Below are 19,377 nucleotides of genomic sequence, written 5' to 3' on the forward strand. Positions count from 1 at the left end.
GGATCTGCTGGCCCGTCCATCGACGGGCGCTCCATCCGGCGCGGCTGGGGCCTCCTCCTCGAACAAAGTAACGGCTCTGGCCATCGGCGGCGTGGAAATCAATGACGCGAACCTTGATTGGCAGGATGCAGTTACCGGGCAGTCGTTGGCCTTGCAGCATCTCAATCTCGACAGTGGCGCCATTCGTCTTGGGCAGGCGGTCGATATGTCCCTGAACTTCAGTTACGCCACGCAAGATCCGAAGTTGGGCAAGCTCACGGGCGATGTTCGTCTGAGCAGCACATTCGACATGAAAACCAATGGCGAACAGTTCTCAGCTCAATCCATGAAATTTCATGCCAGTGTGGTGCCCGATCCACAACAAAACCCCAGTGCACTGCCCGCTAAGACGGAGCTCGATCTATCCGTGCCCGAGGTAACGGTTGATCTGCCCAAGCATTCGGTCAATCTCTCCGCTATGGATGCTACCGTTGATCTGGAAAAAGGATTTGGTCTGACGCATGCCGTGTTGACCGCCAAGGGAGCGCTCTCGGCAGATTGGCAAAAGGGGCAATACTTAAGTGACAAGTTGTCGCTTGCCGGGAAAATTCAAGGTTTGCCCACGCACACGGGCGAACTGGATTTTTCAGCTCATGGCGGCGTGGCGGTGGATATGAACAAGGGGAATATCAGCCTGCCGAACTGGCAGATGGAATCAGCGCCACTGGTTGTAAAAACCTCATTGGATGTAACGGGCCTCGGAAAGAACCTGTCGGTGACCGGCCCGTTAGCCATCATGCCGTTCAATCCCCGCCAACTGGCTGAAGCGCTCAAGTACCGTGTACCGGCCATGCAGTCGGACAAGGCACTGACGCAATGTGCGGTGAAGGCTGATGTGCGTGTCACACCAAATCAGGCCATGCTGGATCATTTGGTATTCAGTCTGGATGGCTATGACCTGAACGGGACCGTGGGCATCAGTGATCTGAAAACCAACCGGATGTACGCACGCCTCAAAGGCGGTGCATTTGATGTCAATCCCTATCTGCCGCCGGGCAGTGCTGCGGCAAAACTATCTGAGCACAAACCGGCAGGTGCTCAGGGTTCCCTGACAGATCAGCCCAAGCCAGTTGCTTCGGCTGATATGGAAATTCCGCTACCAGTGGACGCGTTGCGCAAGCTGAACCTCGATGCCGAGATCAATCTCGATCAACTGACTTATCAGAAGTATCAGCTCAAGCAGTTTGCGCTTGCTGTGCTTGCATCGGGCGGGCAAATTAATATGAAACAATTGGATTTCATGTCTTTCGGCGGCACGATCCAAAGTCAGGCCGCATTGGATGTACGCGGAGCCGTACCCGATTGGCAGACAAAACTCGATGCCCGGAATATTGCCTTGCAACCGGCCTTGACGGCCGCGATGAACGAGGATCGCTTGTCCGGTACGGGCGACGTACGGTTGGCTCTGCGCACGCAGGGCGCGCGCTTGAGCAAGCTCAAATCGGCACTGGATGGTACCGCTGATTTCTCGTTGCGTAATGGTCAGATCAAAGGCGTTGATCTGGGTTACATGCTTCGTGCCGCACAAGCACGTTTGCAGGGTGAAACCACCGCGGTGCCCAGAACGCAGGCAACGGACTTTTCGGCCATTTCCGGGAGTGCAGTCATCCGCAATGGCGTGGCGCACAACGACGATCTCAAGGGTGCTTCGCCCCTGCTGCGCGTAACGGGCAAAGGCGATGTCGATCTCGCACGGGAGACGATCGATTACCTGCTCAATGCCACGGTAGTGAATACGGCGACCGGGCAGGACGGCAAGGCACTGGAAAAACTCAAGCAGTTGAACGTGCCGATCACGATTACCGGGACTTTTGCCCAGCCTAAGTTCGGCATTGACATGCAGGCCGTTTTCAAAGATCAGGCCAAGCAGAAAGTGGAGGAGAAAATCAACACCGAGTTGGACAAGCGTCTTGGCGACAAGGCCGCTCCGTTGAAAAACCTGCTCAAGGGACTCGGGTTGTAGCTGATGTCGGCAACCGATTTTAACACCCGCCTGCTCGACTGGTTCGATCGGCACGGTCGGCATGATTTGCCTTGGCAGCATCCCAGAACGCCTTACCGCGTCTGGATTTCCGAGATCATGTTGCAGCAAACACAAGTGGCAACGGTAATCGATTATTTCAACCGATTCATGCAGCGCTTCCCGTCGCTGGACGTGTTGGCTGCTGCTCCTCTGGATGAGGTACTGGCGCTTTGGTCCGGGCTTGGCTACTACGCCCGCGCCCGCAATCTGCACAAGGCTGCGCAAATCATGGCGCAGCAAGGCGTTCCGCAAACACGAGACGGTTGGCAGGCATTGCCGGGGGTGGGGCCTTCCACGGCAGCAGCCATCATGGCGCAGGCATTCGACGTGGCGGAAACGATTCTGGATGGCAATGTCAAACGCGTGATGGCCCGCCATGGCGGCATAGATCGTCCCATCGAGCAGGCTTCGACCATTCAAGCGCTATACGATGTCGCTCGATTACATACTCCACAGACCCGGGTGGCCGACTACACCCAGGCTATTATGGATCTCGGTGCAACCCTCTGCACACGCCATTCGCCGAGATGCTCGGCATGCCCCGTTTCTGCGGACTGCGTGGCGTTCGCGTCCCAGCAGGTTGAATCCTTGCCCGTTCGGCGTAGGCGTCAACCCGTGCCGACCCGCCGTGCCGTGTTCATGGCGATCGAGGATGAGGCAGAACGCCTGATGCTGATTCGCCGTCCACCGACGGGCATCTGGGGTGGTTTATGGTGTCTGCCCGAGTATGATTCTCTCGATGATCTTGTGCCTCAGGAACAAGCCCCCGGTTCTGCCATTTCAGGTGAGCAGGCGGAGGGGGTTGGCTCAAGCCAGCAGTCGTTGCTTTTGATGCACCGGCTGAAGCGGCAGGCTCCGGCCATGCCACTGACTGTATTCGAGCATCGGTTCACGCATTTTGTGCTGGATGCCCGCATTGATCACATCCTGGTTTCCCGCTCGTTGTCTGTCGAGGACAATCCCGATGTGCTCTGGTTGCCGTTGGTTGAATTGGGTGTGCGCGTACCGCAGTTGGGGTTGCCCAAACCCATGAGCAGTTTTTTGTCTGACTATCCGGCTTTGAAGTCCTCCCTGTGTTCATGCACGTCATGAATCTGATTGAATGGGTATTGATATGAATGATCGCGTGGTTTTCTGTTCCCGTCTGCAATGCGAAGCCAAAGGTTTGGCCAAACCGCCTTATCCGGGTGAGTTGGGGAAACGAATATTCGAACAGGTTTCCGAATCGGCCTGGTTGGCCTGGCGTAGTCATCAGACCATGTTGATCAACGAGTACCGGTTATCGCCAATCGATCCGAAGGCCAGGAAGTTTCTTGAGGAAGAAATGGAGAAATTCCTATTCGGCGGCGGCGACGTAACCCATCCAGAAGGCTATGTGCCGCCATCAGCAAGCTGAACTGGCGGATTTCTATTGATTTTTCCATCTCAAGCGCCGGTCAGGAGTTCGGCATTTTGGAGATGCAGCGGATCATTCAGTAACCGCTTTTTCAGGCGGTGTGCAGGCATAATAATCTGCCAGCAGTGCAATTTCCTGATCGGTCAGGGGTTTGGCAAACTGGCTCATGCCTTTGGAGGTGTCGTTCGTACGATGACCTTCGCGGAACATTTCCATGGTGCGGATAAAGTAGTCTCGCGTTATTCCACGCAATGCAGTTGTCTCGTTGACGCCACCCTGCCCTCTGGCGCCATGGCAAGCGGCACACGGGGTGATCAGACGCTTGGGATCACCTACAGTCACCAGAGATGGTGCTGGTTTTGGTAGGCCTTTGGGGCAGGGTTGAGTCTGGTCGGCGTAAAAAGCGGCCAGATCGGTCATGTCCTGCTTGGAGAGCATCTGGGCCACGACAACCATGATATGCGCACGATCATCCTCATTGCGTACTTGGCTCTTGTAATCCAAAAGCTGTTTGTAGGTATACGCGATGCTTTGTCCGGCCAGAGAAGGCCAGTTGTTTGTGGCTGACTCGCCCTTTGCGCCATGACAGGAGGCGCAAAACATCGTGCTGTGCAGTTTTTTACCGGCTGCTGCGTTGCCTTTTGGCATGTCGCGTTGCGCCTCGGCCCAGGTGGTCGGTGTCCAGTGAACAATATCTTGTGCGGGGCGCTCGGCTGCCGCGGCCAGGCTCGCGCTGCCAAGGCTCAACACGAACGCAAAAGTAATTTTTTTCATAGTTTTTTGCTCCAATCCGCCCGTCGCTCCATTCGGAACGGCGGGTGAAACTCAGAAAGATAGGATTAACCGCTGTAGGCCACCCAGAGACCAATGGCGAAGTACTGAATAATCCACACAGCCAGCAGGGAGATGCCGATCGTGCCCATGCGATTGACCATCGGTGAGGCGACATACATCCCTTTGGTCTGCCCCGCTTTCCATGAGACGGTGAGCAGGTACGCCAACACGGCGCCGCCGATGACGGCAAAGGTGAGGAAGAACATCAGGGTGCTATACCAGTCCATGTGCAGTTTGTAATCGAGCGCGTTGTAGCCATGAACGCCGTACAGCGTGGTCCAGCGTAAGGCTTCACGCATGGCACCGACCACGATCAATGCAACCGCGCCTACGGCAAAAGGTGCATAGCCCCAGAAGCCTGAATCGATCTTTTTGCTCAGCACAAAGGGCACGGCGACCGCAAGTAGGAGCATGGCGACGGTGATGATGGACCAGAAGCTCAGAGCGAAACTCGCCACGTTTTGGTCCAGGGTGGCCATCCAGCCGACATACAACGCCAGGGCGATGATGCCGCCGATGCTGATCAGTGGCATGGCCAGCCGACGAACGAAGGCTAAGTAGGCTTGATCTTCGTTTTCACGACCGAGCAGGTAACGACGGTAGGCAATCAGCCACAAGCCGATGACGGGCGCAGATAATGAGATAAAGAAGCCAAAGCGCCAGAAGTTGTAGGCGTGCAACGCGCGTCCTGATGCGTCAACAATGCCACCGGGGGCGTACCACTCCATCCACTTTTCCGGCTTTAACATTTGCACCGATAAGGCATGCATGATGAAGCCAACGACCAAGAAGAAAGCGATTGCCGCCAGCATGGCGCCAGGGCAGCGGGTTTTTGGCTGGGTTTTCATACTTGAATTCAAGGCGTAGAAGCTAAACAGCAGCAAACTGCCGATAATTAAAAACGCAATGAACCCGATCACCCACCAAGCCGATAGCACGTTGGAGGTGTACCAGAACGGATCGTAAATGACCTGCACGAACAACAAGGGCGCCACGCCTAGAACGATGGCAACGGAGACGGCAATCTTCGCTGTGCTGACCATCGCATCGGCCAAACGACGCCAATGAAGGTTCTTATTCAGCGAGCCGAACAAGGTCAAGCTCGATGCGCCCAGGAGCACGTGGACGGCGGCAATGTGTAGCGCCCAGGTCAATACACCCAAGAGCAGAAAGATAATGGGCGCAGCAGGAACCCCCAGTGGGTCGCGCAGCGCGTAGAGCATGGAAGCGTCCATCGGTTACTCCTCTAAACCAGAAGTGGGGAAAGAGACATTCACGCGAGCAACGGGTGAAGTCGTTTTTTTCTCGTCGATCGATGGCAGCAATTTTTGCGGTGCATCCGCTGTTTTGCTGTTTTCTTCGACATAGCGTGCGACGACCGTCGGATCGGCCAAGCTGGCCAAATACAAAGCCAGCGCCTCTGCTTCTTTGTCTTGCAGCGGGATTTTTGGCATGTACATAGTGTTGCCGGTAGCCAGTGCGCCCAAGAGATATGTCTTGATGCGAGAAACATCAGTAATGCCGCCAAAATAGCCCGCGATGGGACGAATGCCCGTGGTTGAGAGCGAATGGCAATTACTGCAGGCGGTGATGGCCAGCGTTCGGCCTACTTCATGGGCGTTATTGACGGTAATGTCACGTTGTGATTCTGGCCAGAATACCGAGGCGTGGGTAAAGCCGACTTTTTCCAGCGTCGGAATCTCAGATTTGATCGTCATGCCGGGCACATCTTTGGCGATGACCTGATTTGAGTACAGGTACTCGCCGGCAACGAACGGTTTGCGTGCCGATTCACGAATGGTTTCACCGGGGAACAAACCGAGAATCAAGATGGACAGGGTGGCCAAACCGGCAACCGATGCGGTCAGCATGCGTGGTTTGAACAACGTGAACGCAAAGTACGCAATCGTCGCCAACAAGACTGTCAAAATCGCCGTGCCGTAGTAATCGGGAATACGATTTTCCATGACAATCTGCGCTTGAGCAGGCAACGTACTGAGATACCAAGGGTAAAGCGAAATACCGATTATGGTCGAGACAATACCCAATACAGCCAGGCGCCGAGCCAACCAGGTTTTAAACACCTGATCTTTCAAACCGGCGACAACAATGCCGCCAACCACCGCTGTCATGGTGAACATGAATGCGATGCGAATGGCAAGCTGCGCGAAGGTGTTATCGCCGTAGAAGCCCAACAGGTAGCCGCCTTTTTCGGCCCAGTTCGGCATGCCCGGTTCCATCATGAACGAGAGAATCCCGACGATGGCCAGCATGGTGGCAAACGAGGCCATGCCGAAGGTAATGGCAATGCGCAAGTAGGTGGCTTTATCCACTTTGCCGACGAGGTACACCATCATGTACACCCCGACGACTTCGATGACGAAGAACACCCATTCGGTCGCCCATTTCCATACAAAGTTATGGATGAGCGACGAGATGCCGCGTGGACTGCCGACCGTAGTCGAATACCAGATGCCCGGGCCGGTGATCGAACCCAGAATGTAGGAGAATACCAGCAGGAACGTGCCGTATTTCTTGATGAAGTCGATCAGTTCGGGCCGGTCGTCCCGATAGCCTAAATAAGCCAGATAGGTGAACAGCAGGGCCGCGCCAACGGCGGTATGAGAAAACAGCACGTGGATGGTGGCAATGAGGCCGATCACCCAGCCACTGCCGATAGCCGGCTCGTACCAGGTGGGATATAAACCAATCAAGTCCATCGTATGACTCCCGTCTTTTCAGACTGATAAGGGGCTTTGCTTGGGTGAGGTACGCGACCCAACACGAAAGGCTTGCCCCAGTTTTTATTTTGCTTTATCGGGCGCGTGTGCCCGCAAAGCCCCTTCTTCACGCAAAAATGTCGTTGGTGAAACTATTCATCCAGGCACGCAAGTAAACAGCCGATAACCGATATTGCGCATCGCTTGCATTGAACGGCAGGTAACGGGCATATTCATCGCGCGTGATTTTGCCGTCCTTGAGGCGGAAGAAATCGGCCACGAACATGCCATAGTCGTCCTGGCCCGCCAGCGCATAACAGGTGTTCTGGAACGCCGGTTCGATCGGTTCCTGGCCAGCCAGCAACGCCTTGATCTGTAGTGCTGCGACCTTGGCCTGGCTGTTCGCCGCGTAGCCGGATTTGGGCATTTGGCCTGCAATGCAGGAATCACCAATCACATGCACATTGGGCTGGATGGTGGATTCGAATGTTTTCTGATCGACTGGGCACCAGCCGGATTTATCTGCCAGGCCCATATCCAGAGCAATTTTTCCGGCCTTGAGTGGCGGAATCAGGTTGATCATGTCTGCTTTGAACACACCGGCTTCACATTCAACTGTTTTATTGTCGGCATCAATTTTGATGACACGACCACCTTCGGCGGCAGGAATCCACTGAATCTTGCCCGGATTGTCGAACTTCTTGAAAGTGGCGCGTTCTTCGGCGGTATAGCCCTTGAAGCTTTCCGGCAGGTTGAACCCATACAGCCGGTTCCAGGCTTGCAGCATGGTGACATCGACCGTAAAGCCGTTTTTAGGATCAAGAATAATGACCTTGGCGTTCTTATCGCCACGGTTGATGAACCACTGGGCAATCAGACCCGAACGTTCATACGGGCCTGGTGGGCAGCGATAGGGGTTGGGCGGCGGGATGACCACGACCGTTCCATCGACAGGTACGGCTTGAAGTTGTTTTTGCAGTGTTAAGAGTTGGTCGCCTGAATCCCAACCGTGCAGGATTTTTGATTGTGCTTCAGGTGAATCCATGCCCGGTATCTGGCTGTAATCAAACGACACGCCCGGCGATACGAGCAAACGGTCATATTTAAGTGTTGTGCCGCCTGCGGTTTTTACTTCGCGTGTGTCGTAATCCACGCCGGTAACGGTGTCGAATACGAAATTGACACCATGTTTGTTTTTCAGCGCATCGTAGGAGATGGTGATGTCCTTCATATCCAATCGTCCAACCACAACCTCACTCGAGCCGTAGGGGCGTTGATATTCCTTGTTTTTCTCGACGATGGTGACTTTGGTTTCTGGCGAATACATTTTCATGTATTTGGCGAATGTGGCACCACCAACACCGCCGCCAATCACGACGATATGGGCTGCGTCTTTGGCGAAAGCCGTGCCTGCACCGAAAGACGCTACCGCTGCGGTCGCTGCGGTAGTCAGTTTCAGGAAATTACGACGATTCATTGTGTTCATGCTCGGCCTCACTGCGCTTCGTTTTTGGGGAATTGGGCGAAATACGCGGCCATGGCCTTTATTTCATCCGCCGAGAATGCTTGTGCCAGTGGCCCCATGACCGTTGATGGACGCGAGCCATCGGCAAACGACTTCATCGCATTCATAAATTGGGTCGTCGGCATACCGGCCAAGGGCATGAACGCGTTGTTCTGCAGATGGCCTTGCGTGCCATGACACCCGGCACAGGTTTGCGCGAGCATGGCGCTGCGGGGTGATTGAGCAAGGTTGTTTGCTGTTTCTGCCGCAGCGGTTTGGGACAGAAAAGCAAGACCGAGAGCGGCGCCTAGTATTCCAGTAAGCGAGTAGTTCATGTCAGGCATACACCTCTTTGTTGGGGTTACTCGATGAGTTGATCGCGCCTTGGCTTGCTTTACCAGAAAGATGCCCGGTTGATGTTGTGACTTCTCTGACCCGATTTGCTCATCCATTGAACCTATTTTAGATAAATCTTATTTATTAATAAAGAAAAATTTCGACAAAGTTTTTTTTATGGCATGCTGGTGGTCAAACGCTGAAAACCGTCCTTTTGTTCATTTCTTACAAAGTTTTACCTGCTATTTATTGCTTTTTACACTCATGAGGTTCTTTGTCATAAACGCGACATGATGTCGAAGGATTCGGTGCATTTTGAGGATTGTTATAGATATTGCTTATCAGAAAAGCGCGGGTTTTTAATTCGCTGTGCTCTGATATCCCAAATTGCACCCTTTGAAAATTCCGGGGTGGCGGTACGCAAGGTATCCAAAGAAGAAGTTCGGCAGTTTGCTGAACAAGCTCAAGGGGGCAATATTTGCGGGTGAACAGCGCCTGGTATCGGCAGAGATTGCTCGGCAGGCTGTGTTTTTGGTGAGTGAGGCGCAAGAATCATGCAGCCGATTTTCTGAGCGTTTCGGGCACGATTGGATTGATCAGGCGTGTCCATCCGCTATGGCTAGATAGAAATGGCATTCAGGGTTTGGTGTCAGGATCAGCAGTGATCGAAGCCCCGATGTTCGGGGCAATCATAAAGTGCTCTTGAGCGCTGGCGTTTCTGGCGCATAACGGACGACTTTGGCGACGAGGCAGTCAATTTTTATTGCGAGGGGCGTGAGAGCTCAATCCAGCGGAGGAAGATCACCGTCATACGTGGCGCCTGATTTCATGGTGTTCTTTGTGGATGCCTGAGCTGCAGAGGCTCGGAGTTCATCTTTACCCGCACCGAAGTTCATCCGCCATTCTAGGTTGGCGCGGCTGTCGGCTGCTTTTAAGGCTTCTTCGCGTTCGATGCTGCCCGCCTTCCATAGCGCGAGGAGAGACATGTCGAAGGTTTGCGAGCCTTCCTGTTCATTTTTCTCCATGGCTTCTTTCATCTCGTCGATCTCGCCCCGTTTGATCAGATCAGCAATGTACGGCGTATTGATCATGATTTCCACGGCGGGTACACGTACGCCCTGGCTGCCGATGACGAGGCGCTGGGAGATGATGGCGCGCAGGTTCAATGAGAGATCCATCAGCAATTGATCGCGCGATTCCGGAGGGAAGAATCGGATGATTCGGTCCAGCGCCTGATGAGCGTTGGTGGCGTGCAGTGTGGATAGACAAAGATGGCCGGTATCGGCGTAGGCCAGCGCATGTTCCATGGTGGCCTTGTCGCGAACCTCGCCGATCATGATGACATCCGGTGCCTCTCGCAGTGCTTCTTTCAGCGCGGCGGTATAGCTGTGGGTATCGACACCGACTTCACGTTGGTTGACGATAGAATTCCGGTGTTTGAAGGCGTATTCCATGGGATCTTCAATAGTCAGAATGTGTCCGGGTCGTGCTTCAGCCCGGTAATCAACCATGGAGGCGAGCGTAGTTGATTTGCCTGATCCGGTGGCGCCCACGACCAGAATAAGGCCCCGACGTGCTTCAACCAGTTTTTCGATGACTTGGGGCAGGTTGAGGTCGGCGATGCGCGGGATGTCGCTTTTGATGAAGCGGATGACGAGAGACCATTCGCCCCGCTGCATGAAAACGTTGACGCGGAATCGGCCGAGCGATGGGCGGCTTAATGCCAGGTTGAGTTCCAGGTCGCGATAGAAGGCATCAATTTGTTCGGGGGTGAGGATGGATTTTGCATAAGTCTCGACTTGGCCGGGCTTGAGCCGCTCCTTGCCGATGAATCTCAATTCGCCCTGAATTTTGACCGCAGGTAAGGCACCGGTACTGAAATACAAGTCCGAACCTTCCTTTTCAGCCAGCAGCTTCAGAAAGGGGTCGAGAGCGGATTCATTCATTTGTGTTTCCTTGCAAAATCGCCGGGCTGGGCGGCGATGCTGTGATTCGTCTATTTAAAGGTCGAGGCTCGCGATCTGAGTGCTGGTTGTCCCTGCAGGGAAACTCGAAAAACTCCATCCCTGGATTTTTTCGAGAACGTTCATTGCGGTAAACCCACAACGATCGCAAGCAATTTCAACCGCTTGCGCAATTGTGCGGTGCTACATCCTTGTGGTACATGGGCACCCGGAATGGTTTTTCGAGGTGCCCAGAAGGAGGTTAATCCCCACTTTCTACACGCAATTGATCACTTTCATCCGTGAAGTCTTTCGGCAGGCCACGACGACTGTGCAGTTTGATATTGAGGCGGAGGTCGTTTTGCGAGTCCGCATTGCGCAGGGCTTCCTGGAACGAGACCAAGCCATCGTCATACAGATCCAGCAACGCCTGGTCGAAGGTCTGCATACCATGTTCGCGTGAGCGCTTCATCACTTCCTTGATTTCGTGTACGTCGCCTTTGAAGATCAAGTCACCGATCAGCGGTGTATTGATCAACACTTCAACGGCAGGAACCCGGCCATTCCCGTCTTCCTTGCGGAGGAGGCGCTGGGAAATAACCGACTTCAGGTTCAGGGAAAGATCCATCAGCAATTGGTGGCGACGTTCTTCCGGGAAGAAGTTAATGATGCGATCCAGCGCCTGGTTGGTGTTGTTGGCGTGCAGTGTGGCCAGACAGAGGTGACCGGTTTCCGCAAAGGCAATGGCGTGATCCATGGTTTCACGCTCCCTGATCTCACCAATCAGGATAACGTCAGGCGCCTGGCGCAATGTGTTTTTTAGGGCAGACTCGAAGCTTTCGGTATCCACACCAACTTCACGCTGGGTGACGAGGCAGCCCTTGTGGCGGTGCACGTATTCAATCGGGTCTTCAATGGTGACGATGTGACCGGCCGAGTTTTCGTTACGATAATCCAGCATGGCAGCGAGCGATGTCGATTTTCCCGAGCTGGTGGCACCGACGAAAATTACCAATCCTCGTTTGGTCATGGAAATGGTTTCGAGGATTTTCGGTAGCAACAATTCGGAGAACTTGGGGACATCTGAGCGAATCATCCGCAGCACCATGCCCACACTACCGCGCTGAATGAACGCATTGACACGGAAACGAGCGACACCCGGCAGGGAAATTGCGAAATTGGCTTCGCGAGTTTCCTCAAATGCGGCGACCTGCTTGTCAGTCATGATCGATCGAACCAGCATCTGGGTATGGTTCGTCGATAAGCTGGTTTCGGTCAGGCGGGTGATTTCCCCGTTGATTTTGGCACTTGGCGGAGCACCTACCGTTACGAACAAGTCGGAGGCGTCGCGCTCCACTGCTTTACGTAATAAACTCTGGACGTAGTTAGCTGCTTGCTGGCGATCCATGAATGCGCGTTCCTTGTTGAGTAGACATAACGATCTGCTAGCCTGAGGCTTGTATAAATTACATGAAATCTGCTTTGTTCTGTGCTCTGGCGCGTGCCTCATCCCTGGCGACAAGGCCTCGTTTCACGAGCTGCTGCAGGTTTTGGTCGAGTGTCTGCATACCTTGTGTCTGGCCGGTTTGAATGGCCGAGTACATCTGCGCGATCTTATTCTCACGAATCAGGTTACGGATCGCCGGGCTGCCGAGCATGATTTCGTGGGCCGCGATTCGCCCGCCGCCGATTTTCTTGAGTAGTGTCTGGGAGATAACAGCCCGCAGTGACTCTGAAAGCATCGAACGCACCATATCTTTTTCGGCGGCGGGAAAAACGTCCACTACCCGGTCGATGGTTTTGGCGGCAGAGCTTGTGTGCAAGGTGGCAAATACCAGGTGACCGGTTTCCGCCGCGGTGAGCGCCAAGCGGATGGTTTCCAGGTCGCGCAACTCGCCGACCAGAATGACGTCCGGATCTTCACGCAAGGCAGAGCGGAGCGCCGCGTTGAAGCTGTGTGTGTCACGATGCACTTCACGTTGGTTGATCAGGCACTTTTTACTGGTGTGTACGAATTCGATCGGGTCTTCGATGGTCAGAATGTGGTCATTGCGATTGTCGTTGATGTAATCGATCATCGCAGCCAACGTGGTTGATTTACCAGAACCCGTCGGGCCGGTGACCAGCACGATGCCGCGCGGGAACAGGCAGAGATCCTTAAAGACGTTCGGCGTGGCCAATTGTTCAAGAGACAGGATATTATTTGGAATGGTTCGAAATACGGCAGAAGCGCCGCGATTCTGGTTGAACGCATTGACCCGGAAGCGGGCCACGCCCGGAAGTTCGAAGGAAAAATCCACCTCGAGATTATCTTCGTATTCCTTGCGTTGCTTGTCGTTCATGATGTCGTACACCATGGCGTGCACGTCTTTGTGCTCCATGATGGCCAAGTTGACTTTGCGGACATCACCGTCGATCCGCACGCGCGGCTGCTCGCCGGCAGACAGATGGAGATCTGAGGCGCCGTTTTTTACTGAAAAGGCAAGAAGGGAATCAATGCCGCGATGTTCTGCCATGATCGAATATCCCTGCGTGCTAATCCTGAAATTAAAATAGTTCCCCAACATGGTGACATCGGGGGCTTAGCTCAGTCTACTTGAGGCTTGCTCAGGCAATCGTTTGAACTTTACTTGAAATCTTTCGTGTTTGTCTGCATGTGCCGAGGGGCTCTGTTCGAGCTGAAAAAGTACCGGTATCGCCGCATTTTTTGATGCGCGAGAAACCGTGATACAAAATGCCCTGATGATACAAAAAAAATTCCAATCCCTAAGCTTTATGCTTCAAATCGCATTACAAAATAAATCGAACCGTTGCGGGGTGCAACTTGAATTCACTACAGGAGTGTTTCTCCACTGTAAAAAACCGTATCGAACGCGCGTCGCATGCTGCGGGGCGGCCAGATGGTTCTGTGGTTTTGGTCGCCGTCAGCAAGCGACAAACGGTTGAAGCCATGGCTCAACTGGCCAGTCTGGGTCAACGTGATTTTGGCGAGAGTTATCTCCAGGAGGCCTTGGATAAACAGGCGAAGTTGGCTGCTCAGCCGGATGCAGCTTCTTTGGTCTGGCATTTTATCGGGCCGATCCAGTCCAATAAAACACGAGGAATAGCGGAGAATTTTTCTTGGGTGCATAGTGTGGATCGACCTAAAATTGCGCAGCGACTAAACGACCAGCGCCCGATCGAACTGCCACCGCTGAATGTCCTGATCGAAGTCAATATCGATGGCGAGGCCGGCAAGTCGGGCATAACCCCCGAGCAGTTGCCGCAGATGGTGGGCATCTTTCGAAACCTCTCACGCCTGAAGCTGATGGGGTTGATGGTGATTCCCGCTCCGGGGTCGTTTGACGGATTTCGCCGCCTGGCCGCACTCAATGCCAGCCTCGAGTCGCCGCTTCCGGTCTTGTCCATGGGGATGAGTGACGATTTTGAAGCAGCCATTGCCGCAGGCAGTACACATGTTCGTGTGGGTTCGGCCTTGTTCGGTCCTCGCCGGCAAGAGGGCGAATCGTGATACTTTAAGAAAGCTGTGTGTTTAAGATTGCGCTCTTGAATGGTAGGGCGTCGCGAAAGTTTTTTCGAGGCGCCCTTTTTAATAACATACCGATTTTTGGTGGATAGAGTTTTTTTGGGGGGGGTATGCAGGCAGCACGAATTGCATTCATTGGGGGCGGCAACATGGCCGCAGCGTTGATAGAGGGCCTGCGAAAAAATCAGGCAGACGATGCGACACATGCCCCGGTTCTGGCGGTGTCCGATCCGTCGGAGGCGCGTCGCGAACTGCTGACTTCCCTCTACAGTGTGCTCAGTTCAGCCGAGAACATCACCGCGGTTGATTCGGCCGATCTGATCGTGCTCGCGGTCAAACCCAACCTGATTCATGCCATTGCCCAGGAAATAGCCACTGTTTTGCAGCCGCACCAGTTGGTCGTTTCCATTGCGGCGGGAATCACCATCGATGCATTACAGCGATGGCTGGGAGGGCACTCCGCAGTTGTTCGCGCCATGCCGAACACACCCGCCATGGTGGGCTGTGGTGCGACCGGTCTTTATGCCTCGCCCATGTTGACGCCGGATCAGCGTAATCTTGCCGAGTCGCTGATGCGGGCGGTTGGTTTGGTTCAGTGGGTCGAGCGCGAGGCCGATATCGATGCCGTGACGGCACTATCTGGCAGTGGTCCGGCCTATATTTTCCTGGTGATGGAGGCGATGCAGGCGGCGGCAGAAGACTTGGGGCTGCCAGCTGAAACGGCCCGGTTGCTCACTTTGGAAACGGTATTTGGCGCGGCGCGACTGGCCATGTCTGCCGATGAGCCTCCTGCCCAATTGCGTGCTCGCGTGACATCGCCGAACGGTACGACCGAACGCGGTATCGCTGCTTTGGAGCAGGCCGGTTTGCGGGCGGCTTTTGCGCAGGCTTTGTCGGCCGCGTATCAACGAAGTATTGAATTGGGGCGCGAATTGAGCGCCGGTGAGGGCAGGGCATGAGCGGCAGTTTCGGTGATCCGATGATGTTTCTGGTTCGGACCCTGTTCGAACTGGTGATTTTCGTGGTGATGGTGCGTTATTTCCTGCAACTGTTCCACGCCAATTTTTTCAATCCGATTACACAATCGCTGGTCAAGCTGACCAATCCGGTTCTAAACCCCTTGCGGAACATCTTGCCAAAGAGCCGCCGCCACGATTTCGCGTCGTTACTGGTCACGCTGGTGTTGATCGTGTTGATGGTCTGGGTGTTGGGCATGATGAGCGTCGGTAGCGTTTCGGCAGCGGCTTTGATTTTCAACTCGCTGTACTTTGTCTTTTTGCTGGTGACCGATCTCTTCTTCTGGACGATACTGATGCGCGCCATCGCTTCGTGGATCGGGAATAGTCGTTCACCGGGCGTCGCCTTGCTGGAAGATCTGACCGATCCGATTCTGCAACCGGTACAAAAAATTCTGCCCCCTTTGGGTGGAATCGATCTGAGTCCGCTGGCGGTGCTGATCGCGATACAGGTGCTGCAGATTTTCGTGGGTAATTTATTGATGGGGTAACTGCAGCCTGTGCGGTGGATGTCCTGTTCTTTCATGATTTAAGGTGTCGGCATTGAGTGATGCATCTGAAAAATTAGCGCAATCCGGTTTGAGCCGGTCCGTTGGGATCGTCGAGCCGAAGACGGCCCGATTTTCCGAGCCGCTGGCCTTGGATTGCGGTCGTTCACTGCCCTCGTATGAGCTGGTTTACGAAACCTACGGACAGCTTAATGACGAGGGCAGCAATGCGGTGCTGATCTGCCATGCCTTGTCGGGTGATCATCACGCAGCGGGTTTCCACGCAGAAACCGATCGCAAGCCGGGGTGGTGGGATTCCGCCATCGGGCCGGGCAAGCCGATCGATACGGATCGGTTTTTTGTGGTGTGTCTGAACAATTTGGGTGGCTGCAAGGGATCGACCGGCCCTTTAAGCATCGATCCGGTCAGTGGCAAACCTTATGGCCCGGATTTTCCGATTGTGACCGTTAAAGACTGGGTTCATTCGCAATATCGGCTCATGCAGTACCTGGGGTTGCCCGGCTGGGCGGCAGTGATCGGTGGCAGTTTGGGCGGTATGCAGGTGCTGCAGTGGTCGATTACTTATCCAGATGCGCTTGCGCACGCTGTCGTGATTGCCGCCGCGCCGCGTCTGTCGGCGCAAAACATTGCCTTCAACGAAGTGGCACGTCAGGCCATCATCACCGATCCCGAGTTCTACGGCGGGCGTTACGCGGATCACAACACGCTGCCGCGCCGGGGGCTGATGCTTGCCCGGATGCTGGGGCACATTACTTATTTGTCCGACGATGCGATGCGGGCCAAGTTTGGGCGTGAGTTGCGTTCGGGCCAGGTACAGTATGGTTTTGATGTCGAGTTTCAGGTTGAGAGCTATCTGCGTTATCAGGGCGCCAGTTTCGTTGACCGTTTCGACGCCAATACCTATTTGTTGATGACCAAGGCGCTGGATTACTTCGATCCGGCACAGGCCAGTAATGATGATCTGGTTGCCGCGCTGGCCGAAGTTAAGGCACATTTCCTTGTGGTGTCGTTTACATCGGACTGGCGTTTCTCGCCCGAGCGATCACGGGAAATCGTGCGTGCCCTGCTCGCCTCCGGAAAGCAGGTTTCCTATGCCGAAATCGAATCGAATCATGGCCATGACGCTTTCCTAATGACGATTCCCTACTATCACCGTGTACTGGCAGGTTATATGGCCAATATCGATTTTGCCTCCACCCCAAGCGGCTTATCGAGCCCGGTGTACAGCACGGGGGGCGCCGTATGATTCGCCCGGACTGGCACACCGTGGAGCAGTGGATCACACCCAAGAGCCGGGTACTAGATCTGGGATGCGGTGACGGGGCCTTGTTGTCTCATCTGATTGAACGGCGGCAGGTTTCAGCCGTTGGGCTTGAGCTTGATGACGACAAGGTCGCATCCGGAATCGAGCGCGGATTGAACATCATTCAGGAAGACCTGGATAACGGTATCAGCGACTGGTTCGCGCCCATGTCCTTCGATTTCGTGATCGTGAGCCAGACCATTTAGGCCATGCGACATCCAGAACGCCTGCTGGCCGACATGCTCACCATTGCCCGCGAGGGCATCGTCACCTTCCCGAACATGGGATACTGGCGCAACCGGGTTCAACTCGGTCTGCTCGGGCATATGCCGATCAACCGCGCGTTGCCGAATCCCTGGTACAACACCCCGAACATCCATCTCTGTACCCTGAGTGATTTTGAGTCACTTTGTTCTGAGCTCGGTATCGAGATTCTTGACCGGGCGGTCGTGGACAGTGCGCGCCGTGAATCGGCTTTGCTGCGTGCGTTCCCCAATTGGTTCGGGGAACACGCCATCTATCGCATTCAGCGTAAATCCTGAGATTGCTTTCAGACTCGGTTCAATGTTCCTGCGACGGTTTTATTAAAGTGGCTCAATAAGCGGCTACGCAGCCGTCGCTTCGAGGATCGAATCCACCTTCCAGTAGCCCGGAACGATCACGGCTGATGGCGCCGGCGTGCCCCATCATTTCGTCGAAGGCGCTGACGATTTCCACATCATGCCCGTAGCGGCGCAGTGTCTCGAATACGTCCGGCGCAAAACGGCTTTCCAGCTTCAGCGAGGTGGACGGATTACCCCAGGTGCGTCCCAGCAGCCAACGCGGGCGGGTGATGGCGTCTTGCAATCCTATGCCGTAACCGGCGATCCGGCTGAGCAGGGCGGATTGTGTTTGCGGTTGCCCGTCTCCCCCCATGCTGCCGTAGACCATGACCCGTCCGTCGTTGAGTTCGGCCAGGGCGGGATTCAGCGTATGAAATGGTTTGCGGCCCGGTGCGATGCTGCGGGGGGTGTCCGGCTGCAGCGAGAAGCTGATGCCACGGTTCTGCCACACGATGCCGGTGTCCTGAAGCACGATCCCGCTGCCGTACTCGTGGTACAGGCTTTGGATGACCGAGACGGCGCGCCCTTCGCTGTCGATGGCACCGAACCAGGTGGTGTCGCCCATATCGCCGGGACCTCGCCAAGGGAGCACACTGTCCGGGCTGATTTTGGCGGCGAGGGCGTCGAGCCGTTCATCGGAAAGAAACGCGCTGGCCGCGATGGTCATGTCCTGTGGATCGCGGACGTAACGATCCCGAACCTGGAAAGCCAGCTTCGTGGATTCGACCAGAAGATGAATGTACTCGGGGCTGTCCGGCTCGGTATTCAGACCGCCGGCCCGTTCGAATAGTGACAGGATCATCAGCGAAGCCAGACCCTGCGTGGGCGGAGCAGTGTTGTACAACCGGCCACCGGCAAAGGTGGTGGTCAGTGGCGTGACGTAATCAGCCTGGTGCTGTTGAAGGTCGCTCTGGCGGACCGGGCTGCCAAGACGCAATAACTCATCTGCGATGGCTGTGCCGATTTCACCGCGATAGAACGCGTCGGGAGATGTTGCGGCCAGATGCTTGAGGGTGCTGGCCAGCGCGGGATTGCGTTCGGTGCTACCCACGGGGCGTGCCGTGCCATTGTTGAGGAATGTCTCGGCAAATCCGGGCAGAACGCTGAGTTCGGCTGTGCGTTCGAGCGTAGTTCTGGCTTGCGACCCGGTGACGGGGTAGCCGTTTTCCGCGTAGTCGATGGCGTCGGCCAGAATGCGGCTTAACGGCAAGCATCCCTGCCACGTCTGCTTGCTGTATTCCAGCGCCTTGTCCCACGCCGATACGGCGCCAGCCACGCTGTTGGCGGCCAGTGGCCCACGCGTCGGAATGACATCGTATTCCTGTTCGAGATAAAAGCAGGAAGTGAGATCGCCGGCCAATCGGCCCGAACCGTCGATACTGACGGGATCACTGCCCGGTGTCTTTATCAACCAAAACGCATCACCACCGATTCCGGTCATGTGCGGGTAGACCACAGCCAGTGCCGCGGCCATTGCCACTGCTGCTTCAATGGCGTTGCCGCCCTCCCGAAGTACGGCCAGTCCGGCTTGGGCAGCAAGGCTGTGCGGTGCGACCACCATGCCGCGCCTGGCCAGTGTTGATTTCAACATGATTGGTTACCTTATCTTGAGTGAAGATGGCATGA

General features: G+C 55.0%; 16 protein-coding genes and 1 pseudogene. 8 read left to right on the top strand and 9 right to left on the bottom strand.

Going from position 1 to position 19,377, the window contains the following annotated elements:
• The 3 genes from M7R55_RS06920 to M7R55_RS06930 all read left to right on the top strand — a co-directional run.
• On the top strand, nt 1-2,002 hold a 2,002-nt coding region (locus M7R55_RS06920; RefSeq protein WP_298219689.1), incomplete at its 5' end, for an AsmA family protein.
• Between the two features lie 3 nt (nt 2,003-2,005).
• Nucleotides 2,006-3,154, top strand: a complete 1,149-nt coding sequence (gene mutY, locus M7R55_RS06925; RefSeq protein ID WP_298219690.1) for an A/G-specific adenine glycosylase — start codon at nt 2,006-2,008, stop codon at nt 3,152-3,154.
• A gap of 22 nt (nt 3,155-3,176) precedes the next feature.
• On the top strand, nt 3,177-3,458 hold the full coding sequence (locus M7R55_RS06930; protein WP_298219691.1) for an oxidative damage protection protein: 282 nt from the start codon (nt 3,177-3,179) through the stop codon (nt 3,456-3,458).
• Nucleotides 3,459-3,530: 72 nt separating this feature from the next.
• On the opposite strand, the gene M7R55_RS06935 is transcribed toward M7R55_RS06930, so the two are convergent.
• The 8 genes from M7R55_RS06935 to M7R55_RS06970 all read right to left on the bottom strand — a co-directional run bounded on the left by M7R55_RS06935 (nt 3,531) and on the right by M7R55_RS06970 (nt 13,311).
• A complete protein-coding gene (locus M7R55_RS06935) occupies nt 3,531-4,232 on the bottom strand; it encodes a c-type cytochrome (RefSeq protein WP_298219692.1) in 702 nt (233 codons plus the stop codon).
• A 65-nt stretch (nt 4,233-4,297) separates the two neighbouring features.
• Nucleotides 4,298-5,527, bottom strand: a complete 1,230-nt coding sequence (locus M7R55_RS06940) for a hypothetical protein (RefSeq protein ID WP_298219693.1) — start codon at nt 5,525-5,527, stop codon at nt 4,298-4,300.
• 3 nt (nt 5,528-5,530) lie between these two features.
• On the bottom strand, nt 5,531-7,012 hold the full coding sequence (locus M7R55_RS06945; protein ID WP_298219694.1) for a cytochrome c: 1,482 nt from the start codon (nt 7,010-7,012) through the stop codon (nt 5,531-5,533).
• A 127-nt stretch (nt 7,013-7,139) separates the two neighbouring features.
• Nucleotides 7,140-8,498 (bottom strand): FCSD flavin-binding domain-containing protein, encoded by a 1,359-nt coding sequence (locus tag M7R55_RS06950; RefSeq protein ID WP_298219695.1) that lies wholly within the window; start codon nt 8,496-8,498, stop codon nt 7,140-7,142.
• A gap of 8 nt (nt 8,499-8,506) precedes the next feature.
• Nucleotides 8,507-8,851, bottom strand: a complete 345-nt coding sequence (locus M7R55_RS06955) for a c-type cytochrome (RefSeq protein ID WP_298219696.1) — start codon at nt 8,849-8,851, stop codon at nt 8,507-8,509.
• 783 nt (nt 8,852-9,634) lie between these two features.
• Nucleotides 9,635-10,798, bottom strand: a complete 1,164-nt coding sequence (locus M7R55_RS06960; protein ID WP_298219697.1) for a PilT/PilU family type 4a pilus ATPase — start codon at nt 10,796-10,798, stop codon at nt 9,635-9,637.
• 259 nt (nt 10,799-11,057) lie between these two features.
• Nucleotides 11,058-12,203 (bottom strand): PilT/PilU family type 4a pilus ATPase, encoded by a 1,146-nt coding sequence (locus M7R55_RS06965; protein ID WP_298219698.1) that lies wholly within the window; start codon nt 12,201-12,203, stop codon nt 11,058-11,060.
• 58 nt (nt 12,204-12,261) lie between these two features.
• Complete coding sequence (locus M7R55_RS06970) at nt 12,262-13,311, bottom strand: type IV pilus twitching motility protein PilT (protein ID WP_298219699.1); 1,050 nt, start codon at nt 13,309-13,311, stop codon at nt 12,262-12,264.
• 308 nt (nt 13,312-13,619) lie between these two features.
• Between M7R55_RS06970 and M7R55_RS06975 the strand changes: the two genes are divergently transcribed.
• The 5 genes and pseudogenes from M7R55_RS06975 to metW all read left to right on the top strand — a co-directional run bounded on the left by M7R55_RS06975 (nt 13,620) and on the right by metW (nt 17,691).
• Entirely contained in the window at nt 13,620-14,306 is a 687-nt protein-coding gene (locus M7R55_RS06975) for a YggS family pyridoxal phosphate-dependent enzyme (RefSeq protein ID WP_298219700.1), read from the top strand.
• Between the two features lie 125 nt (nt 14,307-14,431).
• Nucleotides 14,432-15,280, top strand: coding sequence for a pyrroline-5-carboxylate reductase (proC, locus tag M7R55_RS06980; protein ID WP_298219701.1), 849 nt, complete (start codon nt 14,432-14,434; stop codon nt 15,278-15,280).
• Nucleotides 15,277-15,828: a YggT family protein gene (locus M7R55_RS06985; RefSeq protein ID WP_298219702.1), complete on the top strand. Its 552-nt coding sequence runs from the start codon at nt 15,277-15,279 to the stop codon at nt 15,826-15,828. Before proC ends, M7R55_RS06985 begins: the two co-directional genes overlap by 4 nt.
• Before the next feature lie 52 nt (nt 15,829-15,880).
• On the top strand, nt 15,881-17,092 hold the full coding sequence (locus M7R55_RS06990; RefSeq protein WP_298219703.1) for a homoserine O-acetyltransferase: 1,212 nt from the start codon (nt 15,881-15,883) through the stop codon (nt 17,090-17,092).
• A pseudogene (gene metW / locus M7R55_RS06995) lies at nt 17,089-17,691 on the top strand (methionine biosynthesis protein MetW). Before M7R55_RS06990 ends, metW begins: the two are co-directional and overlap by 4 nt.
• Nucleotides 17,692-17,743: 52 nt before the next feature.
• Here metW and M7R55_RS07000 read toward each other — a convergent pair.
• Nucleotides 17,744-19,342 (bottom strand): gamma-glutamyltransferase family protein, encoded by a 1,599-nt coding sequence (locus tag M7R55_RS07000; protein WP_298219704.1) that lies wholly within the window; start codon nt 19,340-19,342, stop codon nt 17,744-17,746.
• Between the last annotated feature and the right edge of the window lie 35 nt (nt 19,343-19,377).

The organism is Halothiobacillus sp. (assembly GCF_027346185.1).
Taxonomy (GTDB): Bacteria; Pseudomonadota; Gammaproteobacteria; order Halothiobacillales; family Halothiobacillaceae; genus Halothiobacillus.

Bases quoted from the DNA above. Each gene is read 5' to 3' on its own strand.
- mutY (WP_298219690.1), top strand. From the start codon at position 2,006: ATGTCGGCAACCGATTTTAACACCCGCCTGCTCGACTGGTTCGATCGG.
- M7R55_RS06930 (WP_298219691.1), top strand. From the start codon at position 3,177: ATGAATGATCGCGTGGTTTTCTGTTCCCGTCTGCAATGCGAAGCCAAA.
- M7R55_RS06935 (WP_298219692.1), bottom strand. From the start codon at position 4,232: ATGAAAAAAATTACTTTTGCGTTCGTGTTGAGCCTTGGCAGCGCGAGC.
- M7R55_RS06940 (WP_298219693.1), bottom strand. From the start codon at position 5,527: ATGGACGCTTCCATGCTCTACGCGCTGCGCGACCCACTGGGGGTTCCT.
- M7R55_RS06945 (WP_298219694.1), bottom strand. From the start codon at position 7,012: ATGGACTTGATTGGTTTATATCCCACCTGGTACGAGCCGGCTATCGGC.
- M7R55_RS06950 (WP_298219695.1), bottom strand. From the start codon at position 8,498: ATGAACACAATGAATCGTCGTAATTTCCTGAAACTGACTACCGCAGCG.
- M7R55_RS06955 (WP_298219696.1), bottom strand. From the start codon at position 8,851: ATGAACTACTCGCTTACTGGAATACTAGGCGCCGCTCTCGGTCTTGCT.
- M7R55_RS06960 (WP_298219697.1), bottom strand. From the start codon at position 10,798: ATGAATGAATCCGCTCTCGACCCCTTTCTGAAGCTGCTGGCTGAAAAG.
- M7R55_RS06965 (WP_298219698.1), bottom strand. From the start codon at position 12,203: ATGGATCGCCAGCAAGCAGCTAACTACGTCCAGAGTTTATTACGTAAA.
- M7R55_RS06970 (WP_298219699.1), bottom strand. From the start codon at position 13,311: ATGGCAGAACATCGCGGCATTGATTCCCTTCTTGCCTTTTCAGTAAAA.
- proC (WP_298219701.1), top strand. From the start codon at position 14,432: ATGCAGGCAGCACGAATTGCATTCATTGGGGGCGGCAACATGGCCGCA.
- M7R55_RS06985 (WP_298219702.1), top strand. From the start codon at position 15,277: ATGAGCGGCAGTTTCGGTGATCCGATGATGTTTCTGGTTCGGACCCTG.
- M7R55_RS07000 (WP_298219704.1), bottom strand. From the start codon at position 19,342: ATGTTGAAATCAACACTGGCCAGGCGCGGCATGGTGGTCGCACCGCAC.